The organism is Pseudomonas sp. BF-RE-21 (genome assembly GCF_019947305.1).
Taxonomy (GTDB): Bacteria; Pseudomonadota; Gammaproteobacteria; order Pseudomonadales; family Pseudomonadaceae; genus Aquipseudomonas; species Aquipseudomonas migulae.
The window spans coordinates 1-17,575 of sequence record NZ_JAGYGF010000048.1; the positions used below are offsets into that span (position 1 = coordinate 1).

Annotated in this window: 16 protein-coding genes, 1 tRNA gene and 1 riboswitch; of the genes, 15 read left to right on the plus strand and 2 right to left on the minus strand. The window is 60.2% G+C overall.

All coding sequences use genetic code 11. The annotated features are described in order from the left end of the window. Nucleotides 1–82: 82 nt before the first annotated feature. Nucleotides 83–550, minus strand: a complete 468-nt coding sequence (locus KGB25_RS23695) for a hypothetical protein (protein WP_223436945.1) — start codon at nt 548–550, stop codon at nt 83–85. Between the two features lie 167 nt (nt 551–717). After that, the gene (locus tag KGB25_RS23700) at nt 718–960 is read right to left on the minus strand and encodes a hypothetical protein (protein WP_008025780.1); all 243 of its coding nucleotides are present in this window, start codon (nt 958–960) and stop codon (nt 718–720) included. Nucleotides 961–1,236: 276 nt separating this feature from the next. Then, nucleotides 1,237–1,337: riboswitch (guanidine-I (ykkC/yxkD leader) on the plus strand. Between the two features lie 61 nt (nt 1,338–1,398). Here KGB25_RS23700 and KGB25_RS23705 point away from each other — a divergent pair. The 15 genes from KGB25_RS23705 to KGB25_RS23775 all read left to right on the plus strand — a co-directional run bounded on the left by KGB25_RS23705 (nt 1,399) and on the right by KGB25_RS23775 (nt 17,262). Then, complete coding sequence (locus KGB25_RS23705) at nt 1,399–2,466, plus strand: putative urea ABC transporter substrate-binding protein (protein WP_008025779.1); 1,068 nt, start codon at nt 1,399–1,401, stop codon at nt 2,464–2,466. A gap of 15 nt (nt 2,467–2,481) precedes the next feature. Continuing rightward, complete coding sequence (locus KGB25_RS23710) at nt 2,482–3,297, plus strand: ABC transporter permease (protein ID WP_223436947.1); 816 nt, start codon at nt 2,482–2,484, stop codon at nt 3,295–3,297. Further along, nucleotides 3,294–4,082, plus strand: coding sequence for an ABC transporter ATP-binding protein (locus KGB25_RS23715; RefSeq protein ID WP_223436949.1), 789 nt, complete (start codon nt 3,294–3,296; stop codon nt 4,080–4,082). The genes KGB25_RS23710 and KGB25_RS23715 overlap by 4 nt, the downstream gene beginning before the upstream one ends. 13 nt (nt 4,083–4,095) lie before the next feature. Beyond that, nucleotides 4,096–4,821, plus strand: coding sequence for an urea amidolyase associated protein UAAP1 (locus tag KGB25_RS23720; RefSeq protein ID WP_008025773.1), 726 nt, complete (start codon nt 4,096–4,098; stop codon nt 4,819–4,821). A gap of 11 nt (nt 4,822–4,832) precedes the next feature. Next, nucleotides 4,833–5,474, plus strand: a complete 642-nt coding sequence (locus KGB25_RS23725) for an urea amidolyase associated protein UAAP2 (protein WP_017336948.1) — start codon at nt 4,833–4,835, stop codon at nt 5,472–5,474. Between the two features lie 291 nt (nt 5,475–5,765). After that, on the plus strand, nt 5,766–9,383 hold the full coding sequence (uca, locus tag KGB25_RS23730; RefSeq protein WP_223436952.1) for an urea carboxylase: 3,618 nt from the start codon (nt 5,766–5,768) through the stop codon (nt 9,381–9,383). Between the two features lie 25 nt (nt 9,384–9,408). Further along, entirely contained in the window at nt 9,409–11,175 is a 1,767-nt protein-coding gene (gene atzF, locus KGB25_RS23735; protein WP_223436955.1) for an allophanate hydrolase, read from the plus strand. 193 nt (nt 11,176–11,368) lie between these two features. Beyond that, nucleotides 11,369–12,856, plus strand: a complete 1,488-nt coding sequence (locus KGB25_RS23740) for a sensor domain-containing diguanylate cyclase (RefSeq protein WP_008036200.1) — start codon at nt 11,369–11,371, stop codon at nt 12,854–12,856. 6 nt (nt 12,857–12,862) lie between these two features. After that, complete coding sequence (locus KGB25_RS23745; RefSeq protein ID WP_008025763.1) at nt 12,863–13,057, plus strand: cysteine-rich CWC family protein; 195 nt, start codon at nt 12,863–12,865, stop codon at nt 13,055–13,057. Nucleotides 13,058–13,114: 57 nt separating this feature from the next. Then, a complete protein-coding gene (locus tag KGB25_RS23750; RefSeq protein WP_223436957.1) occupies nt 13,115–13,807 on the plus strand; it encodes a pseudouridine synthase in 693 nt (230 codons plus the stop codon). 313 nt (nt 13,808–14,120) lie between these two features. Further along, complete coding sequence (locus KGB25_RS23755; protein WP_192419443.1) at nt 14,121–15,005, plus strand: alpha/beta fold hydrolase; 885 nt, start codon at nt 14,121–14,123, stop codon at nt 15,003–15,005. A 180-nt stretch (nt 15,006–15,185) separates the two neighbouring features. Next, nucleotides 15,186–15,259: transfer RNA gene (locus KGB25_RS23760), tRNA-Gly, on the plus strand. Nucleotides 15,260–15,573: 314 nt separating this feature from the next. After that, nucleotides 15,574–16,119 (plus strand): PAAR domain-containing protein, encoded by a 546-nt coding sequence (locus KGB25_RS23765; RefSeq protein WP_207286108.1) that lies wholly within the window; start codon nt 15,574–15,576, stop codon nt 16,117–16,119. A gap of 10 nt (nt 16,120–16,129) precedes the next feature. Then, nucleotides 16,130–16,912, plus strand: coding sequence for a hypothetical protein (locus KGB25_RS23770; RefSeq protein WP_008036197.1), 783 nt, complete (start codon nt 16,130–16,132; stop codon nt 16,910–16,912). Then, nucleotides 16,897–17,262 carry a hypothetical protein gene (locus KGB25_RS23775; protein ID WP_008036195.1) on the plus strand — a complete coding sequence of 122 codons (366 nt, stop codon included), beginning with the start codon at nt 16,897–16,899 and terminating at the stop codon, nt 17,260–17,262. The genes KGB25_RS23770 and KGB25_RS23775 overlap by 16 nt, the downstream gene beginning before the upstream one ends. Nucleotides 17,263–17,575 lie beyond the last annotated feature (313 nt).

The following is a 17,575-nucleotide window of genomic DNA, read 5'->3' on the forward strand; positions in this document are numbered from 1 at the left end:
GGTTTGTCATTCATCAATGATGTGACTGACAATCCGCCATCGCGAGCAGGCTCGCTCCCACAGGTATTGCATTCAACTCATGTTATCGGTGGCTGCCTCGGCCAGAGTGATCGCCGCGACCGTAGTGGTCACCTCGTCCACCGTGATTGCGTCCGCCACCACGGTAATCATTGTTCCAATTGCCACGGTTACGGCCATCCCAGCCGCCCCGGCCATTGCCGTCCCAACCGCGCCCCTGATGCGCCCGGTAATCGCTTCGTGGCGAAGGCTGGTAATAACGCGGTGCCGGTTGATACACCCGCGGCTGGTAGTAGTACCGCGGCGTTGGCTGGTAATAGCGGGCCGGCGGTGAGTAATACCGGCGCGGCGAGGTGTAGTAACCGCCACTGGAGTAGTAACCCCCGCTATCTGAGTAGTACGGCGCGGGGGACGTGTAAACCTCGGAACTGTAGTAGCTGCCTCCTCCATCGGCATAAGGCACGCACGCGCCAAGTGACAATCCCAATACAGCCATCAGAAGAATTGGGCGGAGCTGTTTTCGACAGAGCATGGCGGCCTCCTGGACCGCGAGTGAGCCACACCAGCGACGCTGGCGAGCGACAGTCAATTATTCGCTGACTGTCGAAAGATCAGACATCGTTTTCGACATCCGGTGCGCTCTTGAAACAAGTTGAAACATCTAGCCGATGAAAGGTTTTTCATCTATTCACCCGCTGATTAATGGTGCCGCCCATGGTATCCACCGCCGTAATAACGAGGGTGATGCCCGCCCCAATAGTAGTAGCGATAACCACCGTAAAAGCGCGGACCATAGTAATAACGCGGGCCGTAATAGTAGGAATACGGCGCATAGCCGGGATAGTAATAAGGCGTGGAATACACGTCGTAGGTGCCGGCGTAGTAGTAGCAGCCGGACAACCCGACACCGAGCACAACGCCCAGTAACAGTCGACGAAACATGGCGGCCTCCTGAAAGACCACAGCCGATACAGCCGGCTGACACCTGTTTTGACTGGCAATGCGTTGGCGAGTGCCGGGCGACGCCTGACCTTCGGATCAGCGGCCAGCCACGCTGCATCTCAGTGCACGGGCGCACCATCACAAAGCAGCGAACGGCCCTTGCGCCCTCCCGAAAAATGGCAATCCCCCGGCCCAGAGCGCTTCGAGCGACTTGGCACGGCTCTCGCTTTAGCAAACCCGTGCAGGAGTCATCACAGGTTCGCGGCACCACAATTTGCAATGGCTGACTAGGGTTCCGGCTCGCTAAGGCGAGTGGCTGGTCCGAGAGTTGGCGACCTCCAGTTGAGGTTACACGGCGGGACAAAAGCCCGGGAGACAAGCCACCGTTCGCGGTGCCGCGTTGACTCCTGCCCGCCCTTGATCAACTGGAGAACCACCATGTCCCGACTTCGTTTACCCGCCCTCCTCGCCGCTGCCTTCGCAGCCATCGTGAGCGTCTCGTCCCAGGCCGCGCCAAAAGACCACTTCAGCGTCTGCTGGACCATTTACGCCGGCTGGATGCCCTGGGAATACGCCGGCAGCCAAGGCATCGTCGACAAATGGGCGAAGAAGTACGGCATCAAGATTGATGTGGTGCAGCTCAACGACTACGTCGAATCCATCAACCAATACACCGCCGGCCAGTTCGACGGCTGCACCATGACCAACATGGACGCGCTGACCATTCCGGCCGCCGGCGGCGTCGACAGCACTGCGCTGATCGTCAGTGATTTTTCCAACGGCAATGACGGCATCGTGCTCAAGGGCGACGGCAAGAAAGTCGCCGACCTCAAGGGCATGGACGTCAATCTGGTCGAGCTGTCGGTGTCCCATTACCTGCTGGCCCGGGCCCTGGATTCGGTGGACCTCACCGAGAAAGACCTGAAAGTGGTCAACACCTCCGACGCCGACATCTCCGCCGCTTTCAACACGGAGCAGGTCAATGCCGTCACCACCTGGAACCCGATGCTCTCGGACATCAAGGCCAAGCCGGGCGTGACCGAAGTGTTCAATTCCAGCCAGATCCCCGGCGAGATCATGGACATGATGGTGGTCAACAGCGCCACCCTCAAAGACAACCCGGCCCTGGGCAAGGCACTGACCGGCGCCTGGTTCGAAGTGGTCGAGTTGATGAACGCGAAAAACGCCGCCAGCAAGGCTGCGCTCGAACACATGGCCAAGGCCTCGGGCACTGACCTCGCAGGTTTCCAGGCGCAACTCGACACCACCAAACTGTTCGCCACGCCGCAAGAAGCCCTGGCGTTCTCTACCAGCAAGCAACTGCCGGAAACCATGCGCAAGGTCGCGGAGTTTTCCTTCCAGCACGGCTTGCTCGGTGAAGGCGCCAAGGACACCAGCGCGGTCGGCATGGCCTTCGCCAACGGTGTGACCAGCGGCGACAAGAGCAACCTCAAGCTGCGCTTCGATCCGAGTTACGTGCAGATGGCTGCCGACGCCAAGCTGTAACAAGAGGACCTGGCCATGCGCCTGATCAATCGCCACCCGGATCGCCCGAGTCGCCTGTTGTTGGTGATCCTGCCGTTCGCCCTGGTGCTGTTCGCCTACTTCATGGGCTCGGCCGAACGGCTGCTGGACAACCCTAACGACAAGCTGTTGCCGAGCGCCGTGCAAATGACCGACGCGGTAAAGCGCCTGGCGTTCACCGCCGACAGCCGCACCGGCGAATACGTGCTGTGGCAAGACACCGCGTCCAGCCTGCGGCGCCTTGCCATTGGTCTGGGCATCAGCGCGTTGGCCGGGCTGTGCCTCGGCATCGCCGCCGGAACGTTGCCGCTGTTCGGCGCGCCGTTGTCGCCGTTGCTGACGGTGCTGTCGATGGTGCCGCCGCTGGCGATCCTGCCGATTCTGTTCATCGTCTTTGGACTGGGGGAGTTATCGAAAGTGATGCTGATCGTGATCGGCATCACCCCGTGCCTGGCGCGGGATCTGGAGCAGCGCGCCCGGGAAATACCGGTCGAGTTGCTGATCAAGGCCCAGACCCTCGGTGCCTCGACCTGGACGCTGATGCTGCGCGTGGTGCTCCCGCAATTGCTGCCGCGCCTGATGATCTCGTTGCGGCTGATGCTGGGTTCGGCGTGGTTGTTCCTGATCGCCGCCGAAGCCATCGCCTCCACCGACGGCCTCGGCTACCGGATTTTCCTGGTGCGCCGTTACCTGGCGATGGACGTGATCCTGCCGTACGTGGTGTGGATCACCCTGCTCGCCTGGCTGATGGATTGGGGCCTCAAGCGCCTGACTCAACGTGCGTTCCCTTGGTATGAAGGAGCCCGCGCATGAGCTTCATCACGGTAAAAAACGTCTGGCAGCAATACGCCGATCAGGTGGTGCTCGAAGGCTTGAACCTGAACGTCAACGAGGGTGAGTTCTGCACCTTGGTCGGCGCGTCGGGCTGCGGCAAATCGACCTTCCTGCGCCTGTTGCTCGGCCAGGAACGCGCCAGTCGCGGCGAGATTCTGCTGGACGGTCAACTGCTGGCCGGCGAACCGGATTCGAGCCGTGGCGTGGTGTTCCAGCGCTACTCGGTATTCCCGCACCTGACGGTGCTGGACAACGTCGCCCTCGGCCTCGAACTGCCGCGCTCACCGCTGCTTGGGCGCCTGTTCGGCAGCGCCAAAAAAGACGCCCGCGAACAGGCCTCGGTGCTGCTGCAAAAGGTTGGCCTCGGCCACTCGCTGGACAAGTACCCGGCGCAGCTCTCCGGCGGCATGCAGCAACGGTTGGCCATCGCCCAGGCGCTGATCATGAAACCCCGCGTGTTGCTGCTCGACGAACCGTTCGGCGCGCTCGATCCGGGCATCCGCAAAGACATGCACGCCTTGCTGCTGCAGCTGTGGCGCGAGACGCAACTGACGGTGTTCATGGTCACCCACGACCTGTCCGAAGGTTTCAGCCTCGGCACGCGATTGCTCGTATTCGACAAGGTTCGCGTCGACCCGCACGCCCCCGGCGCCTATGGCGCGCGCATCACTTACGACATCCCTTTGAACAGCGACCGCCGCGCCACGCGCGCCGCCGTCGATGCCTTGCCGGAAACACTGGCAGGCGCGCTTCGCACCGCTTAAGAGGATTTTGCACATGACTGATTCGACTCAACTGTTCCCGCCCTTCGCCGAGGAAATGCTCCCCGGCGGCGGCCATCGCTCCTTCGTATTGAAACGCGGCCAATTGCTGCGCCTGACCGACCTGCGCGGCGGCGCCAACGTCAGCCTGACGTTGCTCAATGCCAATGAAAAAACCGAACGCCTGAACCTGCCCGACAGCCTCAAATGCCAACACACCGCCAAGCTCACCACGGGCCATTGTTTGTACTCGGACATGGGCCGCGTGCTGGCGGCGATCACCGCCGACACCTGCGGCTGGAGCGACAGCCTCGGCGGTGTGCTGTGCGCTGAAGAAGTCGCGGAAAAGTACGGCGCGGGCCGCTATCAGGAACTGCGCAACGGCTTCTTCCGCAACGGCACCGACAACCTTTTGGTGGAACTCGGCAAATGGGGTTTGGGCCTGTCGGACTTGCTGATGACCCTCAACCTGTTCAGCCGCGTGAACGTCGACGAAGCCGGGCGTTTCCACTTCGTCGAAGGCAACTCCAGGGCCGGCGACTACATCGAGTTGTACGCGCCGATGGACACGCTGGTGGTGCTCACCGCCCTGCAACATCCGATGGATCCGTCGCCGGAATACGCACCAAAACCGTTGAAGCTGAGCTGGATGAACGCCGACGCCAGTGTCGCCGAACACTGCCGCACCTCGCGCCCGGAAAACGAGCGCGGCTTCATCAACACCGACCGCCTGTTCGCCTGAGGATCGCTGCCATGTCACTCGCAATCGCTACCGCTCAAAAGCATCCAGAAACAGCGGTCTACCGCGCCACCATTCCCGCCGGCGAACCGTGGCTGATGGAGGTCAAGGCCGGCCAGACCCTGCGCATCCTCGACCTGGAAGGCAATCAGGCGGTTGATACGTTGTTCTACAGCGTCGCCAACCCGAAAGAACGCTACGACGTGCAACGCACCTTGCGCCGGCAGAACAGCGTCTACCTGAGCACCGGCAGCGTGCTCTATTCCAACCTCGGCAAACCGATGCTGACCATCGTCGCCGACACCTGCGGACGCCACGACACCCTCGGCGGTGCCTGCGCACAAGAGAGCAACACCGTGCGTTACGCCCTGGAAAAACGCTACATGCACAGCTGCCGCGACAACTACCTGCGCGCCTGCGTCCACGACGGGCGACTGGGCAAGGGCGACATCGGGCCGAACATCAACTTCTTCATGAACGTACCGGTCACGGCGGATGGCGGGCTGACCTTTGAGGACGGTATTTCGGCGCCGGGCAAGTACGTGGATTTGCGGGCGGAGATGGATGTGATCGTGCTGATTTCCAATTGTCCGCAACTGAATAACCCGTGCAATGCCTACAACCCTACGCCTGCGGAGCTGCTGGTATGGAACTGAAATTGAACCGTCTGCGTCGCTGGTTGTTTGCCCTGTGCCAGGCCCGTTCCGGGCAGTGCCTCAAACCTCAGGAACACCACTAACCCCCTGTGGGAGCGAGCCTGCTCGCGAAAAACCCAAGTGCACCGCGGGGCATCTGGTTTTACGCGTAATCGTTCACGACCATCGCGAGCAGGCTCGCTCCCACAGGGTTCAGCGGTGTTCTGAAGACTTGTGATTTTCCGCCGGGGACGACCCCGGCGCCCAACGAAAAACTGCGGGACGGCCCGCATCCCCTCCAGGGGTTATGCCATGTTCGAAAAAGTCCTGATTGCCAACCGTGGCGCCATTGCCTGCCGCGTCCTGCGCACCTTGCGTGAACTGCACGTCAAAGGCGTCGCCGTTTACTCCGAAGCCGATGCCGCGAGCCTGCACATCCTGCATGCCGATGAAGCCCACAGCCTCGGTGAAGGCGCGGCCGCCGGTACCTATCTGGCGGTCGATAAAATCCTCGCCATCGCCAAAGCCACTGGCGCCACGGCGATCCATCCCGGCTACGGTTTCCTCTCGGAAAACGCCGCGTTCGCCGAAGCCTGCGAAGCGGCCGATATCGCGTTCATTGGCCCGACGCCAGAACAGCTGCGCGTGTTCGGCCTCAAACACACCGCGCGCGCCCTGGCCAAGCAACACGGCGTGCCGATGCTCGAAGGCACCGAGTTGCTCGACAGCCTCGACGCGGCATTGATCGCCGGCGATCAGGTCGGCTATCCGGTAATGCTCAAAAGCACTGCCGGTGGTGGTGGCATCGGCATGCGCGTGTGTCGCAGTGCTGGCGAGTTGAGCGAATCCTTCGAAGCCGTAAAACGCCTCGGCCAAAACAATTTCAGCGATGCCGGCGTGTTCATCGAGAAGTACATCCAACGCGCCCGACACCTGGAAGTTCAAGTGTTCGGCGACGGTCGCGGTGAAGTGATCGCCCTCGGCGTGCGCGACTGTTCAGTACAACGGCGCAACCAGAAAGTCCTCGAAGAAACCCCGGCGCCAAACCTGCCCGACGGCATGGCCGATGAGCTGTGCGCGGCGGCGATCAAACTGGCAAAAGCGGTGAACTACCGCAGCGCCGGCACCGTGGAATTTGTGTTCGACAGCGCAGACCAGCGCTTCTACTTTCTGGAAGTGAACACCCGTTTGCAGGTGGAGCACGGCGTCACCGAACAGGTGTGGGGCGTGGATCTGGTGCGCTGGATGGTGGAACTGGCGGCGGGTGATTTGCCGCCGTTGAGCGTGTTGAGCCAAGGTTTGAAAGCCGAGGGCCATGCGATTCAGGCGCGGCTTTATGCAGAAGATCCGGGGCGCGATTTTCAGCCGAGCCCAGGTTTACTGACCGCTGTAAATTTCCCTGTCACCGACGGCAAACAGCTGCGGATCGACACCTGGGTCGAGGCCGGTTGCGAGATACCGCCGTACTTCGACCCGATGATCGCCAAGGTCATCTGCTGGGCGCCGACCCGCGAACAAGCGCGTGCGGATTTGCATCAAGCACTGGGCGACAGCCAGCTCTACGGCGTGGAAACCAACTGCGATTACCTGCGGCAGATTTTGCTCGACGCGCCGTTCACCAGCGGCCAACCGTGGACCCGTTGCCTCGAAAGTCTGGTGTATCAGGCCAACACTTTTGAAGTGCTCAGCGCCGGTACGCAGACCAGCGTTCAAGACTATCCGGGGCGACTCGGTTATTGGGCCGTGGGCGTGCCGCCGTCAGGGCCGATGGACAGTCGTGCATTGCGATTGGGCAACCTTTTGCTGGGTAACGAAGAAGGCGCCGCCGCGCTGGAAATCACCATGAGCGGGCCGTTGCTGCGTTTCAATTGCGACGCGGTGGTGGCGGTCACCGGAGCAGTGATTCCGCTGACGTTGAACGGCGAAACCGTGGCGATGAACACGGCGCTGCTGGTTCCGGCAGGCACTACGTTGAGTCTTGGCACGATTGCCGGCGCAGGCGCCCGCAGCTATCTGTGTGCGCGCGGCGGATTGCAGGTGCCCGACTATCTGGGCAGCAAAAGCACCTTCACCCTTGGACAGTTTGGCGGCCATGGTGGTCGCGCATTACGGGCCGGCGATGTGTTGCATGTGCCGGCGTTGACCGATCACAGCGTCGGTGAGCAACTGCCTGCAATCGCTGAGTTGCCTGCCGTGCGGCAGATCCGGGTGATCTACGGCCCGCATGGCGCACCGGAATATTTCACCGAAAACTACATCGGCACGTTTTTCGAAACTCAGTGGGAAGTGCATTTCAACTCCAGCCGCACCGGCGTGCGCCTGATCGGGCCGAAGCCGGAATGGGTCCGTGCGGACGGTGGTGAGGCGGGGCTGCACCCGTCGAATATCCACGACAATCCGTATGCGATAGGCGCCGTGGATTTCACCGGGGACATGCCGGTGATTCTGGGGCCCGACGGCCCGAGCCTCGGCGGGTTTGTGTGCCCGGTGACGGTGATCGAGGCGGATCTTTGGCAACTCGGCCAGCTCAAGGCCGGGGACAAAGTGCAGTTCTCGCCAGTCGATCTCAAAACCTCCCGCACCCTCGCCCTGAAATGGAACACTTGTAGGAGCCGGCTTGCCGGCGATGAAGTTAATGCGGTGCCTGTTAGGGCCTCATCGCCGGCAAGCCGGCTCCTACAGTCGCCTGTGGTTTTGGATTTGGGTCAGGACGATACGCGGTTGGTTGCGCGACTGTCGGGGGATACGCACCTGCTACTTGAGATCGGCGCACCGGAACTGGACCTGGTCCTGCGCTTCCGCGCCCACGCCCTCATGCAAGCCCTGGAAAGCAAACACCTGCACGGCGTGATCGACCTCACACCCGGCATCCGTTCGCTGCAAGTGCACTACCAACCCGAGCAACTGCCGCTGGCCGATCTGCTCGGTATCGTCGCCGGTGAATGGGACGCGGTGTGCGCCGCCAAGGATCTGCAAGTGCCGTCGCGCATCGTGCATCTGCCGCTGTCCTGGGACGATCCGGCTTGCCAATTGGCGATCGAGAAATACATGACCACCGTGCGCAAGGACGCGCCGTGGTGCCCGAGCAATCTGGAGTTCATCCGCCGCATCAACGACCTGCCGAACCTCGACGAAGTGCAGCGCACGGTGTTTGACGCCAGCTATCTGGTGATGGGGCTGGGCGACGTCTACCTCGGCGCGCCGGTCGCCACCCCGCTCGACCCGCGCCATCGTCTGGTGACCACCAAATACAACCCGGCCCGCACCTGGACTGCGGAAAACTCGGTGGGCATCGGTGGCGCGTACATGTGCGTGTACGGCATGGAAGGCCCCGGCGGTTATCAGTTCGTCGGTCGCACGTTGCAGATGTGGAACCGCTACCGCGAAGTCGCCGCGTTCGATGGCAAACCGTGGTTGCTGCGCTTCTTCGACCAGATCCGCTTCTACCCGGTGAGCGCCGATGAACTGCTGCGCATCCGTCGGGATTTTCCCCTCGGGCGCTTCGATTTGAACATCGAACACAGCCAGTTGAACCTCGCGGATTACCAGGCGTTCCTGACCAAAGAGTCCTCGAGCATTGCAGCTTTTCGGGATCAACAGAAAGGCGCGTTCAACGCCGAGCGCGAGCGCTGGATCGCCAGCGGCCAGGCCCACTTCGACAGTGAGGAAGCGGCCCCGGAAACGACCGAAGACGCACCATTGGCCAGTGGCGAAATGAGCGTCGACAGCCACATCGCCGGCAACCTCTGGCAGGTCCAGGTGGAGACCGGTAGCCGCGTTGCCGCCGGTGATGTGCTGGTGATTCTGGAGTCGATGAAGATGGAAATCCCGCTGCTGGCACCGATGGCCGGCGTGGTGCGCGAAATCCGCGTGCAACCGGGTTCGGCCGTGCGCGCCGGACAGCGCGTCGTGGTGCTGGAACTCGACTGAACCCATTTTGCAAAGGACTCACTTCATGACCATCAATCTGCAACTCGACGCACTGCGCAACGTTTATCGCGACGGCAGCATCACACCGCGACAACTGCTGCTGAACCTGCGCGATAAAGCCGCCGCCCTGAACCCGGACTATCACCTGTTCATTCATTTGCTCAGCATTGAAGAACTGGAGCCGTACCTCGCCGCGCTCGACGGCCGCGATATCGACAGCCTGCCGCTGTACGGCGTGCCATTCGCGATCAAGGACAACATCGATCTGGCGGGCATTCCGACCACGGCAGCGTGCCCGGCATTTGCCTATGTGCCGCAGCAGTCGGCGACCATCGTCGAGCAATTGCTGGCGCTGGGCGCGATTCCGCTGGGCAAGACCAACCTCGACCAGTTCGCCACCGGCCTCAACGGCAGCCGCTCGCCGTATGGCGCATGCCCGAACAGCGTGTTGCCGGAGTATCCGTCGGGCGGTTCCAGCGCCGGTTCTTCGCTGGCGGTGGCGCTGGGCGTGGCGAGTTTTTCGTTGGGCACGGACACGGCGGGCTCGGGGCGAGTGCCGGCGGGGTTAAACAATCTGGTGGGGATGAAAGCCACCAAAGGGTTGATCTCCACGGCGGGCGTGGTGCCGGCGTGTCGTACGCTCGATTGCGTCACGACCTTCACCGCGACGGCTCGGGAAGCCAGTCAGTTGCTGGCGCTCACCGCGCATCTCGATCCACGGGACGAATACAGCCGCCGTAATCCGCTGTGGAATGACGGCTCGGCGTTCGGCACACCGCGCCCCTTCCGCTTCGGCGTACCGCGTGCGCAAGACCTGGAATTCTTCGGTTGCCCTGAAGGTCCGCTGATGTTCGGCGATGCCATCGACCGGCTCAAGGCGTTGGGCGGTGAAGCAGTGGAACTGGATTTGTCGCCTTTCCTTGAAGCGGCGCGCCTGCTGTATGAAGGCCCGTGGGTGGCGGAGCGCTACAGCGTCGCCGGCGAGTTGATGGAGCAAAATCCTCAAGCGGTGTTGCCGGTGATTCGTGCGGTGCTGGCCAAGGCGCCGGCGGTGAACGGTGTGCAAACCTTCCGCGCCCAATATCGGCTGCAAGCCTTGAAAGCGCTGTGCGATAAGGCGCTGGAAGGACTCGATTGCGTGGTCACGCCGACCATCGGCCGCCCCGTCACACTGGCAGAGCTTGAGGCTGAGCCGGTGCTGCGCAATTCGGAACTGGGTTACTACACCAACTTCATGAACCTGCTGGACTACGCCGCCGTCGCGGTGCCGAGCGGGTTCATGGGCAATGGTTTGCCGTGGGGCGTGACGGTGTTTGGCCGGGCGTTTACCGATCAGTATTTGTTGAGTGTGGCGGATGCGTTTCAGCGTCGTTCTCCTGCGCCCGCAACGGTTGCGCGCAACGATCGTGCAAGGCTGGTGGTGTGCGGCGCGCATCTCGATGGGCTGGCGCTGAACTGGCAGTTGAAGCGGCGCGGTGCGACGTTGGTCGAGACGACCTTCAGCTCGCCGGACTATCAACTGTATGCATTGGCCGGTGGCCCGCCGTTTCGTCCGGGGATGGTGCGGGTGAAGGATGGCGGCGTAGCAATTGCGGTGGAGGTCTGGGACTTGCCGAGCAGTGAGTTGGGGTCGTTTTTGACCGGGATTCCGGCGCCGCTGGGGTTGGGCAAGGTGCAACTGGCGGATGGGCGTTGGGAGAGTGGGTTTATCTGCGAGGCGTATGGGCTGGAGGGGGCGGTGGACATCAGTCATTTGGGCGGATGGCGTGCGTACCTGACAGATTTGAGGTGATCTTTCGATTCGCGGGCAAGCCTCGCTCCTACGGGGGATTGCGTAAACCTGTAGGAGCGAGGCTTGCCCGCGAAGACGTCAGCGCAGACGCCACCGCACCTGATCCTCGCCGATTCACCCTGCAAATCCCGCAGTTATTTCCCCGCAGTGCCACTAGAATGCTCCCCAACGGGCCACTGCCAACGGAATCGCCATGCTGCTTCACTCGCCGCTGTATTCGCAACGTTCGCTGGTCCTCACGCTGATCGCGCTGCTGGGCGCAGGTTTTCTCGCCACGTCATTTCTCAGCTACTACGCCTCGCGCGCCTCGATCCGCGACAACATCGTCAACACCGAGCTGCCGCTGACTTCGGACACGGTCTACTCGGAAATCCAGAAAGACCTCGTCAGACCAATCCTGATTTCCTCGATGATGTCCCGCGACACCTTCATGCGTGATTGGGTGGTCAACGGCGAACACGACCCCGACCAGATGACCCGCTACCTCAACGAGGTCATGACCCACTACGGCGCCTACACCGCATTTTTCGTCTCCAACGGCACGCTCACCTACTACCACGCCAAAGGCGTGCTCAAACAGGTCAAGGTCACTGAGCCGCGCGATGCCTGGTATTTCCGTGTGCGTGACATGGCTGCCCCTTACGAGATCAACGTCGACCCGGACCTGGCCAACAAGGACAATCTGACGTTCTTCATCAACTACAAGGTCTACGACTACAACAACCGTTTCATCGGCGCGGCAGGCGTTGGTCTGACCGTCGATGCGGTGATCAAGCTGATCGACAAGTATCAACAGCGCTATCAACGTAGCGTGTATTTCGTCGACAGCTTCGGCCGATTGGTGCTTACCGGTGCCGAGGGTGGCCCGCAGGGCGCGCATATCGGCCAGAAACTCAACGACCTGGAAAGCATGAAAGGCCTGGTCAACCAGCTGCCCAAGCCCCACAGCGGCAGCTACGAATATTCCGTCCAGGGCCAGGGCCATTTCCTCAACGTGCGCTTCATTCCGGAACTGAACTGGTACCTGTTCGTCGACAAACGCGAAGACGGCGCCCTCAGCGAAATCCGCCAGTCGCTGTACCTCAACCTGCTGATTTGCCTGCTCGTGACCCTGACTGTGCTGGCCCTGCTCAACCGGGTGATCAAGCGTTATCAGGGCAAGATCCAGGCGCAGGCGACCCTCGACAGCCTGACCGAACTGCCGAACCGTCGCGGCTTCGATCTGCTGGCCGCACAAGCCATGCACGAAGCCCAACGCGAGCCGAAACCGCTGACTGCGCTGCTGCTGGATCTGGACCACTTCAAGGCCTTGAACGACACCTACGGTCACCTCGCCGGCGATCAGGTGCTGATCGGCTTCGCAAGGGATCTGGAGAGTTGCCTGCGCCATTCCGACATCGTTTGCCGTTGGGGCGGCGAAGAATTCATCGTGCTGCTCAAGGACACGGACGGTGAGACCGGTCTGATGATTGCCGAGAAAATTCGTCAGCATGTCGAAGAACAGCTTTATGCCTACAACGGTCACACCTTGCATCTGACGGTCAGCATTGGCTTGACCACGCTGCAACCGGATGACACCTTGCACACCCTGCTCTCCCGCGCCGATCATGCGATGTATCGGGCCAAGCAATCCGGCCGTAACCGTACCTGCGCGGAAATGCCTCACACCAGTTATGCATAGTCCTACATGAACAAGCCTGAATTCTGCCCGGCCTGCGGCGCCTCCAACGACTGCACCCTGGCCGACCCGCGAACCGCCGATCGGGCCTGCTGGTGCTACGGCGTCAGCATCGACCCGGCGGTGCTCGAAGCACTGCCGCCCGAACTGCGCGACAAATCCTGCCTGTGCCCGCGCTGCGCGCAGGTCGAGGCGCAGTTGTAAGCATCCTTGTGGCCGATCACGTAAGATGCGCGGCCCGTTTCCTTCCGATGTTTTGTCATGCGTGTTGACCGTTTCCTCAGCAACCTGCCCCGCTTCAACCGTAAGCAGGTTCGCCTGTTGCTGGTGGAAAAGCGCGTGCGGGTCGACGGAAAAATCGTCAGCGACCCTCACACCGAGGTGCTGGAGTTCAGCCGCGTCGAAGTCGATCAAGAAGTGCTGCAACTCGGCAAACCCGCCCGCTACTTCATGCTGCACAAGCCCCCCGGTTGCGTCAGCGCCACCCGCGACCCGGAGCACCCCACGGTGCTCGATCTGTTCGACGAGCCGGACAAGGAAGACCTGCACATCGCCGGCCGCCTGGATTTCAACACCACCGGCCTGATGCTGATCACCAACGACGGCAGCTGGTCACGACGCCTGACCCAGCCGCAGACCAAATTGCCCAAGGTCTACTACGTCGAGACCGAGCAGGACATCGGCCCGGAATATGCTTTGAAATTCACCGAAGGCCTGTACTTCGCCTTCGAAGACCTCACCACGCTGCCGGCCGAGCTGGCGCTGCTCGGGCCGAAGTCAGCGCGGCTGAGCATCGTCGAAGGTCGTTATCACCAGGTGAAGCGGATGTTCGGCCACTTCGACAACAAAGTGCTGCGCCTGCACCGCGAACGCATGGGGCCGCTGGTGCTCGACAGCACGTTGAAACCGGGCGAATACCGCCCTTTGAGCGATGAAGAGATCGGATTGATCTAAGCAGCCTACCGCTCAGCAGAAGTTGTCGAACAATTTACGAATGGCACTTGCGCGATGCCAACTCCCCTGCTTGAATCAGGTCGTCAGCCGAAATGTGACTGACGAGTCACAACATACGTCTAAGAAACTTTTTGTCGGTTAGAGAACCTCAAGGTTCCGCCTCAGACCGACAGACTGCCCGCCAATAACAACACCCGTCGACCGGACTGCAATGGATCGACATGGGCCTTCAAATTCCAGGCATATGCCTACCTGTCACAAAGCTCGTGCAATCTCATTTGCGCGCATACCCGCTTGCCAGGAGTCTTATGACATGAGGCCAGAAATCGCTGTGCTGGATATACAAGGTCAGTATCGGGTTTACACGGAGTTCTATCGCGCAGACGCCGCAGAGAAGACCATTATCTTGGTCAACGGCTCGATGGCCACGACTGCGTCGTTTGCACAAACCGTGAAAAACCTCCACCCGCAGTTCAATGTGGTCTGCTACGACCAGCCCTACGCGGGCAAGTCAAAAGCCCACAACCTGCATGAAAAATTGCTGACCAAGGAAGTCGAAGGGCAGATCCTCCTGGAGCTGATCGACCACTTCGCCGCCGAACACGTGCTGTCGTTTTCCTGGGGTGGCGCCGCGACCCTGGTCGCCCTCGCCCAACAACCGCGACGGATCGAAAAAGCCGTGATCAGCTCGTTCTCCCCGGAGATCAACGCGCACATGCTCGACTACCTCGAGCGCGGCGTCGACTACCTCGGCAGCCGTGACGGCGACCGGGTCGGCAACCTGGTGAACAGCACCATCGGCAAACACCTGCCGACCCTGTTCAAGCGCTTCAACTACCGTCACGTCAGCAGCCTGGCCGATCATGAATACGGGCAGATGCACTTCCACATCAGCGACCTGCTGCACAGCGACCGCCAGTGCTTCTTCAAGGCTGCGGAGAAAATCAACGTGCCGGTGCTGTTCATGAACGGCGAATGGGACGAATACACCGCCGCCGATGGCGCGCGATTGTTCGCCAACCACGTGCAACACGCCACGTTCACGACGCTGGATGCGACGGGCCACTTTCTCGACATGGAACACAAAGCCGCCTGCCGAGACAGTCGCAATGCGTTGCTGGGTTTCCTGAAACCTGAGCAGCAGGCAAGCCGACCGCGTTACCACTACGTCCAGGACCACCATGCATTGTCCATTTGAAACAGCGTCATCGCGAGCAAGCTTCGCCCTATAGCGTTAACGCCAATCTGTAGGAGCGAGGCTTGCCCGCGAACGACCGCCACCCGGTCCGATGTCTTGTTTCACCTGTGCCAAAGCCCTCACGCGCAAAGAAAAACTTCATTTTCATGCGCACATCTGGTACAAAGTCAGCCGCTCTGAGCGGGTGTCGTATAATGGCATTACTCCAGCTTCCCAAGCTGATAACGAGGGTTCGATTCCCTTCACCCGCTCCACTATTTTCAAGGCCTCCAGCCTACCCCGCGTCAACAAGGTATCTGTTTCTGTTTTTTCAGAACACGAACAAACTAAAAACAGATACCAGTGCTTAGTCGACTTAGACCTATTGCGCCCCTCCTGCACGCTGGCAACTGGCCAACACACCACTATTCGCATGCCACCCACAGCTGATCAGGCTTAGTCATATAACTCTGGTTCATCATCTCCCATCCCATGCCCAGGCATGACCCCGCGAACATCCGCGCGGGCTATTTTCCAGCACAAGTCTGATACAGTCGCCCTCGTTAAATTCGTTGACAGGGAGTCAAGCATGGCAAAGCCAGCTGCACGAATCACCGACCCAACCAGTTGCCCCATACCTGGGCACGGCTCCAAAGCTATCGCCTCCGGCTCTCCTGATGTGTTCTTCGACGGCCTTGCAGCCGCTCGCAAAGGGGACACGTGTACTTGCGGTAGTGCGTTAGCCTCGGAAGTGTCCGGCACAGTGTTTATCAACGGCAAAAACGCCGCATTGGTCGGCACTGTCGGAACCCATGGCGACGTCGTAATCGGCGGTTCGGGTACGGTCATCATCGGAAGCTCCCACACCCCTGCCCCCTTTACTCCGCCTACGCCCATGGTCATTCACGGGAACTGGATCGGTTTTAAGATTTCCGCAGAAGAAAGCTACAAAGGATTTGCTTGCACGGCTCACTTTGACGATGGGTCTTCCATGCCCGGCGTCTTTGACGCAAACAACTCGGTCAAATTTTCCAACCCCACCGGAAAGGCATGCCATACCTTGGTATTTGCCCAACACGAGAACACCTGCACAACCGCAGGTATCGACGGACTGCTGAACGATATTTTGGGATAAGGATATTCTCGTGACGGAACCGAACCTGGTAACCGGAAGTTATGTTGTAAAAAGTGAACATACGCTCGACCGATCCCCCCTTGAGATGGCGGTTGCAGGCATGGAGGGGGCGGCCAGTCGTTTTTCCATCGATGCCATAAAGGACGAACGCGTCCGCGCAAGCTACGAGGGCAATATTCGACGAATGTCACAGCAGATATTCGCCGAGGTGCGGGCCGGCAACATAAGCGTTGAGGACGCGACAAAGTTCAGCAATGAGATGCGCAACAAAATCATGCTCGAACACCGCAAGCTGACCTCTGCGCAGGGCCTGGCCATCGTGCAAAAAAAGAAGAAAACCGGGAAAACACACAGCGAAATCCTGAACGAAAAATCTCAAACCCAGTTCAACAAAAATTACGAACAACTTTCAAAGGCCCAACAAAAAGAAGTCCTGTACAAAGCGCTGGAGCGGTCCGGAAGTGCCAATGCCAAGTTCACCTCTGGCACCAAAATCATGTCTGTTATGGGCAAGGTTGGCATCATCATGACAGCGGTGCTGGCCACTTACCAAATACTGAACGCAGACGACAAGGCCAAGGAAACGGCTCGTCAAGCCACGATCCTGGGTGGTGGTGCGGCGGGTGGATTTCTGGCGGGTTTGGGCATATCCGCACTTTGTGGTCCTGGAGCTCCGGCTTGCGCCATAGCCGTTGTTCTCATCGGTAGCATTGCTGGTGGCATTGCAGGCGGGGTCGCGGCTGATACGTTCGACGCAGAGCTAGAGGAGCTGGCCCATTGGGACATATTCTGACCCCCGCGGAACGAGCCAGCATCCAGATCGCGCTGGCAGAGGCTTTTGTAGACAGCACTGTCGACTACGCCTCTATTGCAGAACGAATCCGGGGCTATGACCCAAAGGTCGTTGAAGACATCTTGTACTCAGAGGTCGCGCCTGTGTGTTTCAGCAACCTTGAAACGCCCGTCCCTCCTGTTTGGACTGGTTTTCAGGATGAATGGTTACTAGATGAAATAGCCAAAGAACTCAAAGCGCGAGAAAACAGTTGGCTGCGACGTAGCTTCGACCTGTTAAAAGTTACATGGCTACGCTACAGCTACGGTTACATTTGGAAGGAGCTCATGAAATTTAATCAATTCCAGTAGCCCACCTGCACCAGCTTCCCTAGCTGATAACGAGGGTTCGATTCCCTTCACCCGCTCCAATCTAATTTTGTCTCACGTTGATTTTTTTGACGGGGGATGCAGAAACACAAAAAACCGGTCCAAGTGACCGGTTTTTTTGTGCCCGGAATCTGGAGCCCCGCGAGCCAGCGCAAGGCCAGCCGACCAGATGCCCCCACCCTGCCCGTACGCCATGCAGTGCTATACTTTTTCATGGCTTGAACGAAGTGCAAGCGTTGCCCACGGGTACCGATACCGACTGCAAATTCCGGCAAACAGCTGCAAGACAAAGGAG

Excerpts from the sequence above, each read along its gene's own strand:
- KGB25_RS23695 (WP_223436945.1), bottom strand. The coding sequence starts at position 550 with ATGCTCTGTCGAAAACAGCTCCGCCCAATTCTTCTGATGGCTGTATTG.
- KGB25_RS23700 (WP_008025780.1), bottom strand. The coding sequence starts at position 960 with ATGTTTCGTCGACTGTTACTGGGCGTTGTGCTCGGTGTCGGGTTGTCC.
- KGB25_RS23705 (WP_008025779.1), top strand. The coding sequence starts at position 1,399 with ATGTCCCGACTTCGTTTACCCGCCCTCCTCGCCGCTGCCTTCGCAGCC.
- KGB25_RS23710 (WP_223436947.1), top strand. The coding sequence starts at position 2,482 with ATGCGCCTGATCAATCGCCACCCGGATCGCCCGAGTCGCCTGTTGTTG.
- KGB25_RS23715 (WP_223436949.1), top strand. The coding sequence starts at position 3,294 with ATGAGCTTCATCACGGTAAAAAACGTCTGGCAGCAATACGCCGATCAG.
- KGB25_RS23720 (WP_008025773.1), top strand. The coding sequence starts at position 4,096 with ATGACTGATTCGACTCAACTGTTCCCGCCCTTCGCCGAGGAAATGCTC.
- KGB25_RS23725 (WP_017336948.1), top strand. The coding sequence starts at position 4,833 with ATGTCACTCGCAATCGCTACCGCTCAAAAGCATCCAGAAACAGCGGTC.
- uca (WP_223436952.1), top strand. The coding sequence starts at position 5,766 with ATGTTCGAAAAAGTCCTGATTGCCAACCGTGGCGCCATTGCCTGCCGC.
- atzF (WP_223436955.1), top strand. The coding sequence starts at position 9,409 with ATGACCATCAATCTGCAACTCGACGCACTGCGCAACGTTTATCGCGAC.
- KGB25_RS23740 (WP_008036200.1), top strand. The coding sequence starts at position 11,369 with ATGCTGCTTCACTCGCCGCTGTATTCGCAACGTTCGCTGGTCCTCACG.
- KGB25_RS23745 (WP_008025763.1), top strand. The coding sequence starts at position 12,863 with ATGAACAAGCCTGAATTCTGCCCGGCCTGCGGCGCCTCCAACGACTGC.
- KGB25_RS23750 (WP_223436957.1), top strand. The coding sequence starts at position 13,115 with ATGCGTGTTGACCGTTTCCTCAGCAACCTGCCCCGCTTCAACCGTAAG.
- KGB25_RS23755 (WP_192419443.1), top strand. The coding sequence starts at position 14,121 with ATGAGGCCAGAAATCGCTGTGCTGGATATACAAGGTCAGTATCGGGTT.
- KGB25_RS23765 (WP_207286108.1), top strand. The coding sequence starts at position 15,574 with ATGGCAAAGCCAGCTGCACGAATCACCGACCCAACCAGTTGCCCCATA.